The sequence below is a fragment of the Caproiciproducens sp. NJN-50 genome (assembly GCF_004103755.1).
GTDB lineage: Bacteria > Bacillota > Clostridia > Oscillospirales > Acutalibacteraceae > Caproicibacter.
Genome location: NZ_CP035283.1, coordinates 2,475,738 through 2,492,104, shown reverse-complemented (window position 1 = coordinate 2,492,104; position 16,367 = coordinate 2,475,738). Strand labels below are relative to the sequence as shown.

18 protein-coding genes and 1 pseudogene are annotated in these 16,367 nt (G+C 50.7%); 12 read left to right on the top strand and 7 right to left on the bottom strand.

The window, feature by feature from the left end:
• Nucleotides 1–63 precede the first annotated feature (63 nt).
• From EQM14_RS12035 to EQM14_RS12010, 6 genes and pseudogenes are all read left to right on the top strand, one after another.
• Nucleotides 64–615, top strand: a complete 552-nt coding sequence (locus tag EQM14_RS12035; RefSeq protein WP_128743316.1) for a flavodoxin family protein — start codon at nucleotides 64–66, stop codon at nucleotides 613–615.
• 472 nt (nucleotides 616–1,087) lie between these two features.
• Nucleotides 1,088–1,774 (top strand): response regulator transcription factor, encoded by a 687-nt coding sequence (locus EQM14_RS12030; protein WP_128743314.1) that lies wholly within the window; start codon nucleotides 1,088–1,090, stop codon nucleotides 1,772–1,774.
• Entirely contained in the window at nucleotides 1,761–2,750 is a 990-nt protein-coding gene (locus EQM14_RS12025) for a sensor histidine kinase (RefSeq protein ID WP_128743312.1), read from the top strand. The genes EQM14_RS12030 and EQM14_RS12025 overlap by 14 nt, the downstream gene beginning before the upstream one ends.
• An 82-nt stretch (nucleotides 2,751–2,832) precedes the next feature.
• Nucleotides 2,833–3,519 carry an ABC transporter ATP-binding protein gene (locus tag EQM14_RS12020; protein ID WP_128743310.1) on the top strand — a complete coding sequence of 229 codons (687 nt, stop codon included), beginning with the start codon at nucleotides 2,833–2,835 and terminating at the stop codon, nucleotides 3,517–3,519.
• Nucleotides 3,519–4,052, top strand: a pseudogene (locus tag EQM14_RS12015) (ABC transporter permease); the annotation flags it as partial. The gene EQM14_RS12020 and the pseudogene EQM14_RS12015, both read left to right, overlap by 1 nt.
• Nucleotides 4,053–4,062: 10 nt before the next feature.
• Nucleotides 4,063–4,425 carry an ABC transporter permease gene (locus tag EQM14_RS12010; RefSeq protein ID WP_128743307.1) on the top strand — a complete coding sequence of 121 codons (363 nt, stop codon included), beginning with the start codon at nucleotides 4,063–4,065 and terminating at the stop codon, nucleotides 4,423–4,425.
• Between the two features lie 85 nt (nucleotides 4,426–4,510).
• Here EQM14_RS12010 and EQM14_RS12005 read toward each other — a convergent pair whose 3' ends face one another.
• The gene (locus tag EQM14_RS12005) at nucleotides 4,511–4,807 is read right to left on the bottom strand and encodes a ParA family protein (RefSeq protein WP_128743305.1); all 297 of its coding nucleotides are present in this window, start codon (nucleotides 4,805–4,807) and stop codon (nucleotides 4,511–4,513) included.
• Between the two features lie 377 nt (nucleotides 4,808–5,184).
• Between EQM14_RS12005 and EQM14_RS12000 the strand changes: the two genes are divergently transcribed.
• From EQM14_RS12000 to EQM14_RS11990, 3 genes are all read left to right on the top strand, one after another.
• The gene (locus EQM14_RS12000) at nucleotides 5,185–6,126 is read left to right on the top strand and encodes a hypothetical protein (RefSeq protein WP_128743303.1); all 942 of its coding nucleotides are present in this window, start codon (nucleotides 5,185–5,187) and stop codon (nucleotides 6,124–6,126) included.
• Nucleotides 6,127–6,134: 8 nt separating this feature from the next.
• Nucleotides 6,135–6,437, top strand: a complete 303-nt coding sequence (locus EQM14_RS11995; protein ID WP_128743301.1) for a GIY-YIG nuclease family protein — start codon at nucleotides 6,135–6,137, stop codon at nucleotides 6,435–6,437.
• 101 nt (nucleotides 6,438–6,538) lie between these two features.
• Nucleotides 6,539–7,621, top strand: a complete 1,083-nt coding sequence (locus EQM14_RS11990; protein ID WP_128743299.1) for a helix-turn-helix domain-containing protein — start codon at nucleotides 6,539–6,541, stop codon at nucleotides 7,619–7,621.
• A gap of 69 nt (nucleotides 7,622–7,690) precedes the next feature.
• Here EQM14_RS11990 and EQM14_RS11985 read toward each other — a convergent pair whose 3' ends face one another.
• Complete coding sequence (locus EQM14_RS11985; protein ID WP_243112520.1) at nucleotides 7,691–7,912, bottom strand: hypothetical protein; 222 nt, start codon at nucleotides 7,910–7,912, stop codon at nucleotides 7,691–7,693.
• A gap of 557 nt (nucleotides 7,913–8,469) precedes the next feature.
• Nucleotides 8,470–9,291: an alpha/beta hydrolase family protein gene (locus tag EQM14_RS11980; protein WP_128743297.1), complete on the bottom strand. Its 822-nt coding sequence runs from the start codon at nucleotides 9,289–9,291 to the stop codon at nucleotides 8,470–8,472.
• Between the two features lie 373 nt (nucleotides 9,292–9,664).
• Here EQM14_RS11980 and EQM14_RS11975 point away from each other — a divergent pair, with 373 nt between their 5' ends.
• Genes EQM14_RS11975 through EQM14_RS11965 form a run of 3 tightly spaced genes read left to right on the top strand, consistent with a single transcriptional unit; the run spans nucleotide 9,665 to nucleotide 12,609 of the window.
• Nucleotides 9,665–10,828, top strand: coding sequence for a trans-sulfuration enzyme family protein (locus EQM14_RS11975; protein ID WP_128743296.1), 1,164 nt, complete (start codon nucleotides 9,665–9,667; stop codon nucleotides 10,826–10,828).
• Nucleotides 10,825–11,739 (top strand): PLP-dependent cysteine synthase family protein, encoded by a 915-nt coding sequence (locus tag EQM14_RS11970; RefSeq protein WP_128743294.1) that lies wholly within the window; start codon nucleotides 10,825–10,827, stop codon nucleotides 11,737–11,739. Before EQM14_RS11975 ends, EQM14_RS11970 begins: the two co-directional genes overlap by 4 nt.
• 18 nt (nucleotides 11,740–11,757) lie before the next feature.
• Nucleotides 11,758–12,609 (top strand): class I SAM-dependent methyltransferase, encoded by an 852-nt coding sequence (locus EQM14_RS11965; protein ID WP_326975689.1) that lies wholly within the window; start codon nucleotides 11,758–11,760, stop codon nucleotides 12,607–12,609.
• 56 nt (nucleotides 12,610–12,665) lie between these two features.
• Here EQM14_RS11965 and EQM14_RS11960 read toward each other — a convergent pair whose 3' ends face one another.
• The 4 genes from EQM14_RS11960 to EQM14_RS11945 all read right to left on the bottom strand — a co-directional run bounded on the left by EQM14_RS11960 (nucleotide 12,666) and on the right by EQM14_RS11945 (nucleotide 16,367).
• Nucleotides 12,666–13,883 carry a trans-sulfuration enzyme family protein gene (locus EQM14_RS11960; protein WP_243112519.1) on the bottom strand — a complete coding sequence of 406 codons (1,218 nt, stop codon included), beginning with the start codon at nucleotides 13,881–13,883 and terminating at the stop codon, nucleotides 12,666–12,668.
• Nucleotides 13,884–13,967: 84 nt separating this feature from the next.
• Entirely contained in the window at nucleotides 13,968–14,816 is an 849-nt protein-coding gene (gene nifH, locus EQM14_RS11955; protein ID WP_128743290.1) for a nitrogenase iron protein, read from the bottom strand.
• Nucleotides 14,817–14,902: 86 nt separating this feature from the next.
• A complete protein-coding gene (locus tag EQM14_RS11950; RefSeq protein ID WP_128743288.1) occupies nucleotides 14,903–15,643 on the bottom strand; it encodes an amino acid ABC transporter ATP-binding protein in 741 nt (246 codons plus the stop codon).
• Nucleotides 15,627–16,367, bottom strand: a complete 741-nt coding sequence (locus tag EQM14_RS11945; protein ID WP_128743286.1) for an amino acid ABC transporter permease — start codon at nucleotides 16,365–16,367, stop codon at nucleotides 15,627–15,629. The genes EQM14_RS11950 and EQM14_RS11945 overlap by 17 nt, the downstream gene beginning before the upstream one ends.

Below are 16,367 nucleotides of genomic sequence, written 5' to 3'. Positions count from 1 at the left end.
CTGGGTGAAAATATGTCCGTTATGCTCAAAGCAAAGAATGAATGAGAAAGCGAGGTTTTCAAGATGATATTGGTAATCTGGGCAAGCCCCAATACCGATGGCCTGACTGCATCGGCCAAGGATAAAATTGTGGAAGGAATCAAAGCCGCTAACGGTGAAGTAGAACTGCTTCATCTGAACGAGTACAATATTGAACGATGCCGTACCTGCGGGAATGGGTGGGGCCTTTGCTCATCGGAAGGACGCTGTGTTATTTCCGACGGCTTCGCCGCCATATACGATAAAATGAAAGCTGCCGACGGCATCGTGTTTGTGACGCCTGTATATTGGCATGACCTTGCCGAATGCTTGAAATCGTTTTTAGACCGGTTGCGTCGCTGCGAGACGGCACATAACCACTTGCTGCGTGACAAGGAATGTATGCTTGTCGCCTGTGCCGGGGGTTCGGGTAACGGCGCTGTTCAATGTCTTGAACATTTAGAGGAAATTCTCGGTCATATGGGTATGAAAGTCAAGGAACGTTTGCCGGTCATTCAATTTAACAAAGGCTATATGCTCCCTGCGCTAATCGGTGCAGGAGAGGCGTTTGCGGTACATATTCAAAATAAATCATAGTTTATTATAATTAAAAGACTCAGATTTTTAACGCAGAATGAGTGAATGGGAGGCTGATATGAATTTCAGCTTCCCATTATCTGTTTTCATCGTCTATAATTACCATGTCGGGTACTCATGAAGCGCCCGGACACATCGAAACGTGTTGCCACAGATGAAGTAATCAGTCTGGAATTTGATTACCGAGGGCGAGATCATGTCCAAGAAGTCTTGCAGATGAACGTTGTCTTCCCTTACGGGAGCTGTCTTTAAGTTTGTACGGGCGTGAAAATTTCCTCCTTTGAGATTTAGAAATAAAAAAGCCCGCCGAATAACGACAGACTGACTGGCCGAGAAAACTTGACTTGATTTCCCCTTTCTCTGAGTTTACACTACTTAATTGTAGGAGATGAATGTATTGACTAATGAGGAAATAGAAAGAGAGAATCAGTTCATCGATTTGAAAAGCCCTAAGGAAACGGGGTCCTGACTAATGCCAAGAATATTTTTGGTTGAGGACGATAAGGAAATCGCCAAGAATCTTGCGCTTTTGCTCCGCTCTGAGGGATTTACAGTTACCCATGTCTCTACGCAAAGGGAAGCCCTTGCCGCGCTTGCCGGGAATAAATTTGACCTGGCGCTCGTTGATCTCTCTTTGCCTGACGGAAACGGCTTTACGGTTTGCGCGGAAATCAAAGAAACGCAGGATATTCCCGTACTCTTTCTGACGGCTTCCGGCGATGAGGCGAGTGTTGTTACCGGGCTGAACATGGGCGCGGACGACTATATCACCAAGCCTTTTCGTCCGCGTGAACTGATCGCGCGAATCAGAACCGCCCTGAGAAAAAGCGAACGTTCTCCATCGGCTTTTGAAATCCGCGGGCTTTCTGTCGATATGGCAAGCGGCGTCGTGAAAAAGGACGGACGCGAAGTTTTTCTTTCCGCCTTGGAATACCGCTTGCTGCTGGTGTTTATTAACAACCCCAAAAGCATCATTACAAGGAGCAGGCTGCTTGACGAGCTGTGGGACGCTGCGGGCGAGTTTGTCAATGACAATACGTTGACCGTGTACATCAAACGTCTGCGGGAGAAGATCGAGAACGACCCCGCAAGCCCGCAAATCATTCAGACCGTTCGCGGGACAGGATATCGATTGGGGGACGGCTATGCTTCGGAATAGAGAGTTCCGGCAGTTTGCCATTTTGATCTTCTTAATAGCCGCCGCTTCTGGGACGCTGGGATTTGCAATCAACACGGCGGCTGGAACCCTTGCCATTGCTTCCGCCGCCGCTTTTGGGGCAGCGTTTTTTGTATTTACCAAAGCCCGATATCAAAGCATTGCGCGGATTTCAGAGCAAATCGATCTTGTGCTTCATAATGCGGACCATCTGTATATCGGCGAATCGGACGAGGGTGAACTTTCCATTCTGCAAAGCGAGATCACCAAAATGACGCTTCGAATTCGGGAACAAAACGACGCGCTGAGAAAAGAAAAAGAACATCTTGCCGAGTCGCTGGCCGACATTGCCCATCAGCTTCGCACCCCGCTTACCTCCGCAAATCTGATTCTGTCCCTACTGAAGAAGAACCCCGGCGAAAATGAGCGGCAGGCCCTGTTGCGGGAAAATGAGGAACTGTTTGCACAGATGGATTGGCTGGTTACCTCGCTGTTGAAATTATCCCGTTTGGACGCGGGTATTGTCGTGTTTCAAAACGAGCGGATCGAGGCGGGTGACTTGATAGGCGCAGCGGTCCGCCCGCTTCTGATTTCGATGGAATTGCATGATATCGCGCTGAAAACCGACGTGCCGAAAGGGGCGGTGCTGCAAGGCGATTTGAGCTGGCTTTCGGAGGCAGTTCAAAATCTTCTCAAAAATTGTATGGAAAGCGCGGGCAACCACGGAAAAATCGTTATCTCCTGTGAGGACAACCCGCTTTTTATCGAGATTACCCTCCATGACAGCGGCGCGGGGTTTGAAAAAGAAGAGCTGCCCCATCTGTTTGATCGTTTTTATCGCGGGAAAAACGCAGGCGCCACGGGGTACGGGATTGGACTCGCGCTCTGTAAAAGCATCATTACCCGGCAGGGCGGGACGATCACCGCAAAAAATCACCCGCAGGGCGGCGCGCTCTTTGCGATTCGTTTTCCAAAGTGACGGATCTCTCACCGAAAAGTCACAGGGATGTAAGTTGAAAGCTTTATTATATGGGTAAAGCATGAAAAAGGAGACTCACATAATGGAGTTTTTAAAAACAGAAGATTTATGCAAGGTCTACGGCAAGGGTGAGAACCGGGTTGCCGCGCTTAACCATGTTTCGCTTACAATCGAAAGAGGAGAGTTTACCGCGATTATTGGTTCCTCCGGTTCCGGTAAATCCACCTTGCTGCACGCCATCGCGGGCGTGGACGTGCCGACCGGCGGGAAGGTATATCTGGAAGGGCAGGATGTCTATGCCCAAAGCAACGAAAAACTTGCCATCTTCCGCAGACGGCAGGTCGGGCTGATTTACCAGTTTCACAACCTCATTCCTACTCTGAATGTGGTGGAAAACATCACCTTGCCTATCTTGATGGACAAACGGAAGGTCAACGAGGAACGGCTGAACGACTTGTTGGAACTACTTGGGCTGCAAGACCGCAAAACGCATTTACCCAATCAGCTTTCGGGCGGCCAGCAGCAGCGCGTGGCCATCGGCCGCGCTTTGATGAATGCCCCGGCCGTCATGCTTGCCGACGAACCCACGGGCAGTCTGGACAGCCAAAATGGGCATGAGATCATCAAACTGCTGAAAGAAAGCAATCAAAAATATGGGCAGACCCTGCTTCTCGTCACCCACGATGAAAATATCGCCCTGCAGGCAAACCGCATTATTACCATCGCGGATGGAAAAGTGGTGCGGGATGAGAGTCAGGTGGCACGATAATGAACATCTTTCATAAAGTTGCCCTGCAAAGCATGAAAAAAAGCCGCACACGAACGATTGTAACGGTGATAGGAGTTGTTCTGTCCGCCGCCCTGATTACGGCAGTCGCCACCTTTGGCGTTTCCCTGCTGAACTATATGGCAAACGGCGAGGCTCAAAAATACGGCGGCTGGCACGTCAAATTTGAGGATGTGGATTCTTCTTTCGTGGCGAAACAAGCAAGCAACGACAGAGTTGCAAATACCGAAACATTCGAAAATATCGGCTACGCAAAACTTGACGGCGGTACAAATTCCAACAAGCCGTATCTTTTTATAGCCGGATTCAACAAGAAAACCTTTGATGCCCTGCCCATCACGCTGCTTTCCGGCAGGCTGCCGAAAAGCGGCGGGGAGATTGTTGTTTCGGGGAGCGTCATGACAAAGGGCGGCGTTCAGTTTAAGGTGGGCGACACGCTTGCTCTTGCTGTCGGGAACCGCATGGGCGGAGACAAGAAACTCGGTCAGCACGACCCTTACATTTCCGGGAAGGAAGCTTATCATTATGATTTCGCTGATTGCGGTTGCCAATGTGTTTAACACGATTTCCACGAATATCAAGCTGCGCCGGCGGGAGCTTGCCATGCTCCGCTCCGTGGGGATGTCCGATCGCGATTTCAATAAAATGATGCGATATGAGTGCGCCTTTTATGGGGTGAAGGCGCTGCTTGTCGGGCTTCCCCTGGCGGTCATCTTCTCCTGGTTGATCTACAAAGGAATCGACGGTATCAATTTTGTGCTGCCGTGGGCCAGTATCGGAATCAGCGTGTTCAGCGTGTTTCTGGTCATCTTTGTCACTATGATGTATGCCGTCAGCAAGATCAAAAAAGAAAACATCATCGACGCGCTGCGGGATGACATGGATTGATTCAAAGCCGATAATGACTTGATAGAAGATCAAAAAACATCTGCGCGATTGGAATCAAGTGATTCGCAACCGTCCCGTCAGGTATTTAACTTTGGGCCAAGTTGGCCTGGTGAAGCTTAAATCTCGGCCTTTTCATATGGAGAAGAAAATCCTTCTTTTGCGTAAGTTCTTCATCCTCAAGCATGGCGGTCATGAGGTTGGCAGATGTAGGTTTCAGCTTATCAGAGTCAACCCCGAAACAAATGGCGAGGCTGAACTGAGGGTCAAAGTCCACGGCAAGAACACGCTTTCCCAGTTCCGAGAGGGACTGGGAAAGATTGCGGACCGTGCTCATTTTACCGACGCCGCCCTTTTGCGCTGCGGCAACAATGATCCTACACATTTTCTGAGCCTCCCTCATATTTCAACTTGCAATGTCTTTTTGGATTTGCTATAATGAACACTAAGAATATAATCTATGAATTGTTCAATCGTGACCACGCCGGGGTAAGGGTGAAATAGGTTTTCATCATACTTTCTACTTTTGGTTTGCACAGTCGTCGACTCCTAATAAGGATTTGTCAATGGCAGGTGATGGCTGCAGCATTATGAATTTTGGCACCACAAGGCTCACGAAACCTAATTGTTTCGTGGGCCTTTTTGTTTACGGTTATCTGTTTACGCGGAACGGCTCAGGTGCGAGAGACTATATTGGTCAAATCATCGCAGCGCGCAGGTCTGAACACGTTCAGCTTCCATTCGATTAGGAGGGTATAAAAAATGGATTCTGCAATAAATGAGAAAATACGATCTGCTCAACAGGGAATTGCGCGGTTGCACAAGATTGATGCCGTGCTTCAGGATCTGCAAAATCAACAGTCGCAATTAAACCGCAAAGCTGCCGGGCTCAAGGTCGTTTTGGAAAAGGAAAACTGTGATGTCGACAAAATGGAAAATAAAAGTATCGCCTCTGTCTTTTATTCCCTGTTTGGGAAATTGGAAGAACGTGTTGAAAAAGAACAGGCGGAAGCTTTTGCTGCGAAGCTAAAATACGATCAGGCTATCAGAGATTTGGATAATATACAAGATCAGATTTCAAAACTTTCTGCGGAACGGCTGAATTATGTAAATTGTCAGCGCGATTTCGACGCTCTTTATGCCGATAAAAAAGAACGTATCGTGAAAGAAAGCGGTGCGTCCGCCCAAAAAATTCTGGAACTGTCAAACCAAATAAACAGTGAAAGGATAAATCTGAAAGAAATCGAGGAAGCAGCATCCGCCGGTAAGGAAGCATTGGCCAGCCTGGACCGGATTCAAAACAGCCTCGGCCATGCAGAAGGCTGGGGAACCTGGGACCTTCTCGGCGGAGGGCTGATCTCCGACCTTGCAAAGCACTCCCATATTGACGACGCAAAAGAGGAAACCGAAAACGCACAGCGGCTGCTGAGGCAGTTTCACGCTGAGTTAGCCGACGTTCGAATCCGTTCCGACATTCACATTGAAACGGGCGGCTTCGCCAAATTTGCGGATTTTTTCTTTGACGGGCTGATCGCGGACTGGTTCATGCAGTCGAAAATCGACCAGTCGCAGGAAAGCGTTTCTCATGTGCAAAGCCAGGTCCGTGACGCCGTTCAACGGCTTGAATCGATGAGATCTCAGGCAAACTCCAACATTGGAAAAATAGAGGCCGAAATGGAAAGTCTGATTATCACCGCGCGGTAGCCGGGCAGATGAAAAATGCAAAAAAGGCCGGGTATTACGCATATATGCTGCGCTGTTCGGACGGCACGATCTACAGCGGCTATACGACGGATCCGTATCGGCGCGCCGCCATGCATAGCCGCGGAAAAGGCGCAAAATATACCCGCTCCCGTCTGCCGGTCACGCTGGTCTATCAGGAACGCTTTGCAACGAAAAGCGAAGCTCTCAGACGGGAAGCCGCGCTCAAAAAGCTGAGCCATGCCGAAAAGATTGCGCTGATTAAGCGCGGGTACAAAATGTCGGATTGGCTGAATCATTCAACCGGCGGTTAAAAAATGAATGATAAAAGTCAAATACGTTTCCATTGCGGGATTCCGAAGGATCCGCTATACTGATAATCGGGAAAGGCCTTCTCGGAAAGTGAGGAATCCACATGGAATTATCCATCGGTAAAAATATTCAGAACAAAAGAAAAGCCATGGGCTTAACCCAGGATCAACTCGCTACCGCGCTTGGAGTTTCTATCGCCGCCGTGTCGAAATGGGAAACGGGCGGCGCATATCCCGATATCACTCTGCTTGCTCCCGCTGCCCGGCTGCTGGGTGTCACGGTTGACGATTTGCTGGGCTTCGAACCGCAGCTGTCGAAGGATCGGGCGATAGAAATCTGCGATCAATGCGCAAAACTGTTTGAAGCCTCCGACTATGAAAATGCGGTTTCCTTTGGGGAGAAATATATCAGGGAATATCCAAACAGTCCGCTCCTGAAACTGAGGATGGGCAATGTCTTTATGATGCACATTCCCTGTGCGGGAACGGAAGATGCTGCCGCCAATCTGCTAAGCCGTGCGGAAACTCTGATGCGGGATGCTGCTAAAAGTGACGACATTCAAATCCGGGAAGAAGCGTGGCACAGCCTCAGCGCCCTTCTGATGCAGCAGGAACGATATGAGGACGCTTTAAAGGCGCTTGACAACATTCACAGTTCTGAAATCGAACCGGATCAGATAAAAGTCTCCATCTATTACGCCATGGGAAATTACGAAAAGTCAAAGCAGATGGCGCAGTATCTGCTTGCCACACATGCGTTCGGCTGCAATATCGCCCTCGGCACGCTTGCCAATATTGCGAAAAAGAATCAGGATTATCCGCTTGCGCTGCGGATGGAAAACCTAAGCCTGCAGCTTTCAAAGATGTTTGACAGAGATAAAATTTACGGCCAGGACTTAAATCACTATCTGATGATTGCGCAGTGCCACGCGGAGCAGAAACAGGAAAGGGAAACGCTGGATGCGCTTCATGAGTTCATAAACTGCGCGCGGATGCCCGCTGATCTCGATGCGGTAAAGGTGAGCCCTTTTTACGACAGTATTGAAATGCACGAATCTGCTCAGTCCAAAGGCTACCTGAACCGCTGTGTCCGCCAGATGATAGCAAAAAATCCGGCCTTTGATTTTTTAAAGGAAGATCAGGAATTTGCGGATATTCTGAAAGAGTTGGGGCAGCTCCCAGAATGACAATACCCCTGATGTCTGCTGCATGACATCAGGGGTATTGTAACGCTTTTATATTTATTTTAATCAGGCTTAGAGAATCACCGAAGAGGTAGAGTCAACCTTGATGCCGCCGTCCTTTGTCCTCGATAGCTTTGCCTTATTGCCACTGCCGTCCTCAATCGTCATCTTTTCGATCTTGTTTGCCGTAAAGAAGTTCACGGCGTCGGATTCCACGAACGCCGACCATTTTTTTACCTGCGCCTGTTCCGGCTCGTATGCCTCTTCCATTGTTTTTGCGGTTTCATTGCTCATGACAAAATCCTCCTGTCTGAAATGGTGGGACAAGTCACAGTATATCACATGGAGCGGATGATGAAAAGCAAAAACCGCGATGTGGGCGCTGTCGAGTACTTTCGGCCATTGCCGCAATGCTGGCCGGCTGCGTGATGAATGCTGCCGTTTTGGTTTGTCCGGCAAATCATGAATTGTTTCATCAGCAACAGCGGCAATTTTTCACTACTTCCACCAGATCCGCTATGGCCTGTTCATCGTCTGCGACTAAGATATCGACACCCATACGGTTGCCACTCCTTTTCCCCAAACTTCCGTAAGTAATCATAAGGCAAAAGACAAAAGGGAATCCTTTCATTTTCCTTATGAAAATCTTAAGATTTTATGAAGACGATTTGCATCGTTGGACTTCTCTATTCACAATATATACGGAAGTTATGAAAAAAGCAATTTTGCCGGCAATATAATTTGGCTTGATCCCGTCCGCCTGTTCCATTCATAGAAATGCAGTCCAGATGTCTTTTGCAGCACAGCAAAGGCCTGCCCTCTGTAGAAGAGCAGGCCCTGTTTGCATAAAGCTATTTATTTAATAAACCATCGGTCCAATCCAGTAGAAGGTCCGCGAGTTCAATTCGTGTACCGCTCAGACAATGTCCGTCATCCAGCATGTGAAAAGTGATTCCCGGATTCTGAATACGGTCGAGCGACTGGCGCAGAGGAAACAAATGATACTTCGGGACGGAAATCATGTCGTGTGCCGCGCCAATCAGACAAACGGGCAGATTTGACAACTTGTCGGCCAATTGAGAGAAATTCCATTTTTCCGCATTTTCGCCGATCTCGTTTATAAGACTGCCAAGCTCAATTCTGCGGACGGGAGCATAGTTCGAAAACTCCTGCCGTATTGCGTCCCGCAGCTTTGAATTTTCCGCGGCGAGAGAAAAGTCGAAAGCGGCGATTGCCCCGACGCCGAGAAGCCCCGATGTGTTTGCCGCCGTTTCCAGGGCCGCAAATCCTCCCATGCTGTGTCCGATTAAAACGAGTCGATCCGCGTCAAACTGATATGTATTCTCACCGGAGTGATTCCTGATAAAATCAAGCGCCGACGATACGTCTTCCAGGACATGGGACAAACTGAACAACCCTTCGCTTCCCCACGTTCCGCGATAGTGGAAAATAACCGTCGAATAACCGGCCCGTTGAAAGGCGTGGGCAAGGTCGTAATTGTTTTCGTCTCCCGGGTAGCCATGAAGCAGGAGCACTGTGGGCCGGGGCCCATCTCCATACGGTTTAAAGAAACAGGCATACATCCGTTCCCCGGTCACGGATGGAATTGCAAAACCCTTCAGGTCCGCACAGCTGTTTTCTGCCTTTTTTTCAACCTTTGTTCCCGCTCTCATATTTACCTCTATACATACTATTAATATATGTAATATATATTATATTTCCCTCCTTGTCAAGCAATTTTCTCTTGACAAAGCGGACGAATAGTTGTAACATAAATACTAACATAACATATATATATACTATACTTAATTTAAAGAGGAGAAAGGAATTATGGAAAATCGCTTTTTCTCACGGAAAGCTGCCGCGGCGTGTTGTTGCTGTCCGCTTGGCTTTGCTGTGGGGAAAAGGCTGATTTGCTGTCATAACCTTTCTTAGGCGGGATCGTTGCGTTGAGATAAGGCCGGGCGGTGAATTGCCGCCCGGCCCTTTTCTATACAATTTAAAGTTCACTAAATCGGTGTATTATTTGAAAGGAATGACCATGAGATGCAGCAAAGTTTTGCAACAGCTCTGATTCACGGCGGGATTGACGGAGATTCCAAAACGGGAGCGGTCAGCGTGCCGATTTACCAGACCTCCACCTATCGGCAGAGCGGGCTGGGGGAGAACAGCGGCTATGAGTATTCCCGCACAGGAAACCCGACCCGGGAATCGCTGGAAAGACTGATCGCCGAACTGGAAGGCGGAGCGGCGGGATTCGCGTTCGCGTCCGGAATGGCGGCAATTACAGCGGTTCTGTCGCTGTTTCAAAGCGGCGATAAAATCATCATTTCCAGCAATGTCTACGGCGGCACGTTCCGTGTGCTCGACAAAGTGTTCAAAAACTTCGGGCTGACCTATGAGATTGTGGATACGTCTGATCTTCAGCTGCTCGAAAGCCGGATTGCGGAGAATGTAAAGGCGCTGATCGTCGAAAGCCCGGCGAATCCGCTTCTGACGATTACGGATCTCGCAGCGGCGTCGGAGATTGCCCGCCGGCACGGCCTTAAAATGATCGTCGACAACACGTTCATGACGCCGTACTTACAGAAACCGCTGAATCTGGGCGCGGATATCGTGGTGCACAGCGCGACGAAATATCTCGGCGGCCACAGCGACCTCGTCGCCGGCCTTGTCGCGGTCAGGGACGCGGAAACGGCGGAGCGGCTCGGCTTTCTGCAGAACGCCACCGGCGGGGTGCTGGGTCCCTTTGACTCCTGGCTGTTGATCCGCGGGATCAAAACCCTGTCCGTCCGCATGGACCGTCACCTGGAAAACGCCTCCTATCTGGCCGATTTTCTTCGGAATCACGACGCTGTCGCCAAAGTCTACTATCCGGGTTTTGAAGATTTCCCGGGGTACGAGATCCAGAAAAGACAGGCGTCCGGCGCGGGCGCAATGATCTCTTTCGTGCTTTCCGGCCGATACGATATCCATACGTTCTTCCGAAGCGTCAGGCTGATCGCCCTTGCCGAAAGCCTCGGCGGAGTGGAGTCGCTCGTGTGTCATCCGGCCAGCATGACGCACGCTTCCATCCCCTGTGAGATCCGTCAGAAAGTCGGCATCGTCGACAACCTGGTGCGTCTCTCGGTTGGCATTGAAGATAAAAAAGACCTTGCCGACGACCTTTCCCAGGCGTTCGGGCAGGCGATTGTGGGGGAGTCAAAATGACATATTACAATGATGTGCGCGAAATGATCGGCCATACGCCTCTTTTAAAGCTGAACCATATGGATTTTCGCGGCGGAGTGAATGTGTTTGCAAAACTGGAGCTGTTCAATCCGGGCGGAAGCGTAAAGGACCGCATGGGGTCCGCTTTGGTAAGTGACGCCGAGGAGCGCGGCCTGTTGAAGCCGGGATATACTATCTTGGAAGCGACGGCGGGCAACGCCGGGATCGGCATTGCGCTCGCGGCGTTGGGAAGGGGATACCGGGTGATCTTCGCCGTACCGGAAAAATTCTCGGAGGAGAAACAAACCATCATGAAAGCCTACGGGGCGGAAATTGTCCATACGCCGCTGGAAAAGGGAATGCAGGGTGCGATCGAAAAAGTGGAGGAACTGAAAAAGCGGATTGAACACCCGGTCACGCTCAGCCAATTTGAAAATCCGGCGAATCCGCTGGCTCACTATCGCACCACCGGACCGGAGATCTGGAAGGACCTGGACGGAAAGGTGGATATTCTGGTTGCGGGCGCGGGCAGCGGGGGGACTCTCTCCGGCGCGGCGAAATATCTGAAGGAACAGAACGCGGCGGTAAAAGTCGTCATGGCGGACCCGGTCGGTTCCACCATGGGCGGCGGGGAGCCCGGCTGCTACGCCATTGAGGGGATCGGCAACACTTTTATGCCCGGCACCATGGATATGTCGCTTGTGGACCAGGTTTATAAAGTCGGGGACGAGGAGGCGTTTAAGGAGCTCCGGCTGCTCGCGGGCAGGGAAGGAATATTGGCGGGAACGTCGTCCGGGGCCGCTCTTTCAGCGGCCAGAAAGGCGGCGTTAAAAGCGCCTGAAGGCAGCGACCTGGTGGCGATCCTGCCGGATCGCGGCGACCGCTACTTCAGCAAACATATATACGGCTGAGTCTATGGTAAGGTGAGTATGATGGTGAGCGGCGAAAAAGTGAAAATCGATTTGAGAAGCGTAAACGAAACGCTTTTGCTCCCATTATGGGGGCGCGCGGAGGAAGCAAGGATGAAGGACCCTGTCCTTAAAGACCGTGTATCCGCAGACCTGATCGACAGGATCGACTATGATTTTACCAGGTTCCGTTCCCAAATCCGGCGTTTTCAGATTCTGACCCTTGCCATCCGCGCACGCGAGTTTGATTCCATGATACGCGATTTCATTCAGCGGCATCCCCGGGCCGTCGTCGTAAACATCGGCGCGGGCCTTGACACGACCTTCAGCCGGGTGAACAACGGAAAAATCAAATGGTATGATCTGGACGTCCCGCAGGTAATTCATCTGCGCAGCATGCTGATTCCCGAAAGCCGGGAAACGAACAGCATCCCGAAGTCTATGTTCGACGAAAGCTTTTTCAATGACATCGCGGTCCCTCAGGACGGAATCCTTTTTCTGGTCGGAGGCGTGCTGATGTATTTCGACGAAAAACAGGTCCGCAGATTTTTCACCATGATTGCAGGACGGTTCCCAGGGGCGGAGATCGTATTCGACGCCATCGCGCCGTCCGGCATCCGTCTGGCGAGCCGGATGGTCCGGAAATGCGGGATCCGGAGAGCGGAAATGAAATGGGGAATCCGGGACGCCGGCGACCTTGAAGAATGGGGGCTTCGTCTGAAGCTTCTGGAGCGTTACCCCATTTTTCATAAGACGCGCATCTTCCCTTCCTGGGGACCTGTCATCGGCCTGACGATGAGGCTCAACGACCTGTTTCGCATCATCAGCGTAAACCGGATTGCCGTTGTTCCTCCTGGCCGAACGGGAAAGTAAAGTGTGGTTTCCTGCGCGTTTCCGGGCGCCTGCCGCTCCCGTGCGTTTTCGTCCTGTTATCTCAGGGCCTGCTCCAGATCCTCAATCAGATCCTGAGCATCTTCTATTCCGACCGACAGCCGAAGCAGGCGGTCGTTGATTCCCAGTTTATTTCTGAGCGCTTCCGGAATTTCCCCGTGGGTCTGCATCAGCGGAAAAGTGATCAGGCTCTCAACGCCGCCCAGGCTCTCCGCAAACAGAATCAGCCGCAAATGATTCAGCAGATCGGGGACGGTCTCGGCATCTTTTACGCTGAATGAAATCATTCCGCCGAACCCTGTCGTTTGCCTGCGGGAAATTTCATAGCCCTCATGGTCCGGGTCGCCGACATAATAGATTTTTTCGACCTTGTCGCTCGTCTTTAGAAACTTATAAATTTCAAAGGCATTCGCCTGCTGTTTTTCAAGCCTTATCCCCAGGGTTTTTATGCTCCGCAGAACAAGCCAGCTGTCAAACGGGTCCAGCGTGCCGCCTTCCGCCATCGAGGCTTTAAAAACCGGTTCGATCAGGCTTTCATCTTTCACGACCAAAAAACCGCAGAGAACATCGTTGTGGCCGCCGAGATATTTTGTCCCGCTGTGGACCACTATGTCCGCGCCGAAGTCGACCGGCTTTTGAAAATACGGGGACAAAAACGTGTTGTCGACAATCAGCAGTCCGTTCTGTCCGTGAATCAGATCGGAAACCGCCTGCAAATCCGTGACCTTCATGGTGGGATTCGAAGGGGTTTCCACAAAAATCGCTTTTGTTTCCGGCTTTAATGCGTTTTTGATCTCCGGCAGACTGGATGTGTCGATATAGTCGAACTTGATTCCGTATTTGCCATAATAGTAATCGTTGAATAACCGGTAAGTCCCCCCGTACAAATCATCTGAAACGAGGATCTGATCGCCCGGCTGAAACAGTTTGACGGCGATCGATATTGCCGACATTCCGCTGGAAAACGCCCACGCTTTTTTTCCGTGCTCCAGCATCGCAAGCGTATTCTCCAGCTCCAGACGGGTGGGATTTCCGCATCGGCTGTAGCCGAACCCCGTCGTCCGGTCAAAGCCCGGGTGCACAAACGTCGCGCTCTGATAAATCGGAGTGGAAACGGCCCCCGTGCGCTCTTCAACGCCAGAATAGCCGCGCACCAGTCTGGTGTTTTCACGCAGGCCGGCTGTTTCGCTCCGATGATCGATCCCAGTGAAGTCCTTTACCAGCCTTGACATTCTTTCATAAAACGTCTCTTCCATTTTTCATATCCCTCTGACTGTGTTCGATTCTCGAAAACAACACATAACGTATAGAATGAAACATCTTTTGCGGGAATCGCCTTGTTAAATCCGGTAATCGTCCTGAAGTGAATCCATGAGGCCGTAGTGTAAAAGTATTTCTTCCAGCCGTTCCTGCGTCATTGGACGCGGGATGACAAACAGATCGTTTTCTTCAACTTTTTGGGCCAGCTGTCTGTACTCCTCCGCCTGCGCCGACTCCGGGCTGTACTGGATTACCGTCTGCCTTTTGATTTCAGCCCGCTGCACAATGTTGTCTCTCGGGATAAAATGAATCAGCTGCGTGCCCAGCTCTTTGGAAAAGGCGCGTAGCAAGTCCAGCTCGCGATCGACATTCCGGCTGTTGCAGATGATTCCCCCAAGCCTGACCCCGCCTCTTTCGGCATATCTCCGGATTCCCTTCGAAATGTTATTTGCGGCATACAGCGACATCATTTCCCCGCTTGCCACAATATAAATCTCCTTCGCTTTGCCTTCCCGGATCGGCATGGCGAAGCCGCCGCAGACGACGTCTCCGAGAACGTCGTAAAACACATAATTCAGGTCTTCTGTATAGGCTCCCAAATTTTCAAGCATGCCGATCGCCGTGATAATGCCGCGTCCCGCGCAGCCCACTCCCGGCTCGGGGCCGCCGGATTCCACGCAGCGGATCCCGCTGTACCCTTCCCGCATGATCGTATTCAGCTGGACGTTTTCTCCATGCTCTCTGAGCGTATCGAGCACGGTTTTCTGTGCAAGGCCGCCCAACAGAAGCCTTGTGGAATCCGCCTTCGGGTCGCAGCCCACCACCATAATTTTCTTCCCCAGTTGTGCCAGGGCCGCGGTGAGATTCTGCGTGGTAGTGGATTTCCCGATCCCGCCTTTCCCATAAATAGCGATTTGTCTCAACGGCATAGAATTATCTCCTCTTAATTACTTCCAATTTGAAATCTGTACTGTCATAAAACTTGTTCAAGCGGTCCGTTTTGCGTCCGGCTGCGCTACATCAGGGCAAACCTGCCTTTCAGGAACTGCTTTGTGCGGTCTTTTTCCGGCCGGAACAGAATAACATTCGGTGCTCCCTCTTCAACAATGTTTCCGCCTTCAAAAAACACGATCCGGTTGGCGACATCCTCCGCGAAGGATATTTCATGCGTTACCACCAGCATGGTGGTCCCGTCCCCCGCGAGGTCCTTCATAACGGACAGAACTTCCCCGGTCAGTTCGGGGTCCAGCGCGGATGTCGGCTCGTCGAATAGAATCACGTCGGGGTTCACCGCTACCGCCCGTGCGATTCCAACCCTCTGCTGCTGCCCGCCGGAGAGCTGATTCGGGTAGAAATCATATTTTTGAGAGAGATGGACGCGGTCCAGCGCTTTTTTCCCGGTTTCAACGGCTTCGCCTTTGGGCATTTTCCGCGCGGTGATCAACCCCTCGACAACGTTTTCGAGAGCGGTCTTGTTATTGAATAAATTGTAGTTCTGGAACACGAAAGCCATTCTGCGCCGGATGGCCAGCATCTGTTTTTTGGAGGCTTCCGCAAGGTCTGCTCTCAGGTCCCCAATTTCGATCTCGCCCTGATCCGCCTTTTCCAGGAAGCTGATGCATCTCAGCAAAGTGGTCTTCCCGGAACCGCTGGGGCCGATAATGACGACTACGTCGCCCTTGTCTATCCGGATACTGACGTTTTGTAAAACTTCGTTTTTCCCGAAGGCTTTGCTGACGTTATTTACTTTGAGCATAGCAATCCCTCCTGCTCCAGACCGGAAACATGATTTTTGGATGGTTCTTCAGTTTCCATTCTATCAGGCTGAAAATTTTCTCGATCGAAAAGCACAGGACCAGATAGATCAGAAAGATGTCAAGATAGGCTTCAATAAAATAGTAGCCGCTGCTTGCCTGTATTTTCGCAATTGCCGTGACGTCCAGTATCCCCATGGCGAAAACCAAAGACGTTCCCTTGATAAGGCCCGTTGTCAGCGTACATAAATTTGGAATCGCTGAAACCAGCGCCTGAGGAATCACAATCCTGCGGTATCCCTGGAAAGAGGTAAGCCCGGCTGTGTAGGCCGCTTCCAACTGGCCTTTGTTTACCGTCCCAAGCGCGGAGCGCAGAATTTCCGACATGGTCGCGGCTATATTCAAAACGAACACGATAAACGCATACAGAATAGGGTTTACATCGAAAATCCGGATGGGGATATGGAAGGATTGGAATACTCCCGACAAAATGCTTGGCATGGCGGTGTAAATCACATAGATCTGCACAAGCATCGGCGTTCCGCGGATAAAAGAAATGTAAACCTTGCAGATCTTGTCGATAACGTGAATTTCCTTTAGCCGCACTATCGCGATCAGGAAAGCCAAAGGCGTGGAGATAATGAACGTTATCGCAGTAATCATCAACGTTACGGGAAGCCCGCCCAGCGCCAGCTTTAATGTGGACAGTGAAAATTCCCAGTTCAT

Excerpts from the sequence above, each read along its gene's own strand:
- EQM14_RS11960 (WP_243112519.1), bottom strand. The coding sequence starts at position 13,883 with ATGGAAGAGACGTTTTATGAAAGAATGTCAAGGCTGGTAAAGGACTTC.
- EQM14_RS12005 (WP_128743305.1), bottom strand. The coding sequence starts at position 4,807 with ATGTGTAGGATCATTGTTGCCGCAGCGCAAAAGGGCGGCGTCGGTAAA.
- EQM14_RS11985 (WP_243112520.1), bottom strand. The coding sequence starts at position 7,912 with ATGAGCAATGAAACCGCAAAAACAATGGAAGAGGCATACGAGCCGGAA.
- EQM14_RS12035 (WP_128743316.1), top strand. The coding sequence starts at position 64 with ATGATATTGGTAATCTGGGCAAGCCCCAATACCGATGGCCTGACTGCA.
- EQM14_RS12000 (WP_128743303.1), top strand. The coding sequence starts at position 5,185 with ATGGATTCTGCAATAAATGAGAAAATACGATCTGCTCAACAGGGAATT.
- EQM14_RS11950 (WP_128743288.1), bottom strand. The coding sequence starts at position 15,643 with ATGCTCAAAGTAAATAACGTCAGCAAAGCCTTCGGGAAAAACGAAGTT.
- EQM14_RS11975 (WP_128743296.1), top strand. The coding sequence starts at position 9,665 with ATGCAGCAAAGTTTTGCAACAGCTCTGATTCACGGCGGGATTGACGGA.
- EQM14_RS11980 (WP_128743297.1), bottom strand. The coding sequence starts at position 9,291 with ATGAGAGCGGGAACAAAGGTTGAAAAAAAGGCAGAAAACAGCTGTGCG.
- EQM14_RS12025 (WP_128743312.1), top strand. The coding sequence starts at position 1,761 with ATGCTTCGGAATAGAGAGTTCCGGCAGTTTGCCATTTTGATCTTCTTA.
- EQM14_RS11995 (WP_128743301.1), top strand. The coding sequence starts at position 6,135 with ATGAAAAATGCAAAAAAGGCCGGGTATTACGCATATATGCTGCGCTGT.
- EQM14_RS11965 (WP_326975689.1), top strand. The coding sequence starts at position 11,758 with ATGATGGTGAGCGGCGAAAAAGTGAAAATCGATTTGAGAAGCGTAAAC.
- EQM14_RS11990 (WP_128743299.1), top strand. The coding sequence starts at position 6,539 with ATGGAATTATCCATCGGTAAAAATATTCAGAACAAAAGAAAAGCCATG.
- EQM14_RS12020 (WP_128743310.1), top strand. The coding sequence starts at position 2,833 with ATGGAGTTTTTAAAAACAGAAGATTTATGCAAGGTCTACGGCAAGGGT.
- EQM14_RS12030 (WP_128743314.1), top strand. The coding sequence starts at position 1,088 with ATGCCAAGAATATTTTTGGTTGAGGACGATAAGGAAATCGCCAAGAAT.
- EQM14_RS11945 (WP_128743286.1), bottom strand. The coding sequence starts at position 16,367 with ATGAACTGGGAATTTTCACTGTCCACATTAAAGCTGGCGCTGGGCGGG.
- EQM14_RS12010 (WP_128743307.1), top strand. The coding sequence starts at position 4,063 with ATGATTTCGCTGATTGCGGTTGCCAATGTGTTTAACACGATTTCCACG.
- nifH (WP_128743290.1), bottom strand. The coding sequence starts at position 14,816 with ATGCCGTTGAGACAAATCGCTATTTATGGGAAAGGCGGGATCGGGAAA.
- EQM14_RS11970 (WP_128743294.1), top strand. The coding sequence starts at position 10,825 with ATGACATATTACAATGATGTGCGCGAAATGATCGGCCATACGCCTCTT.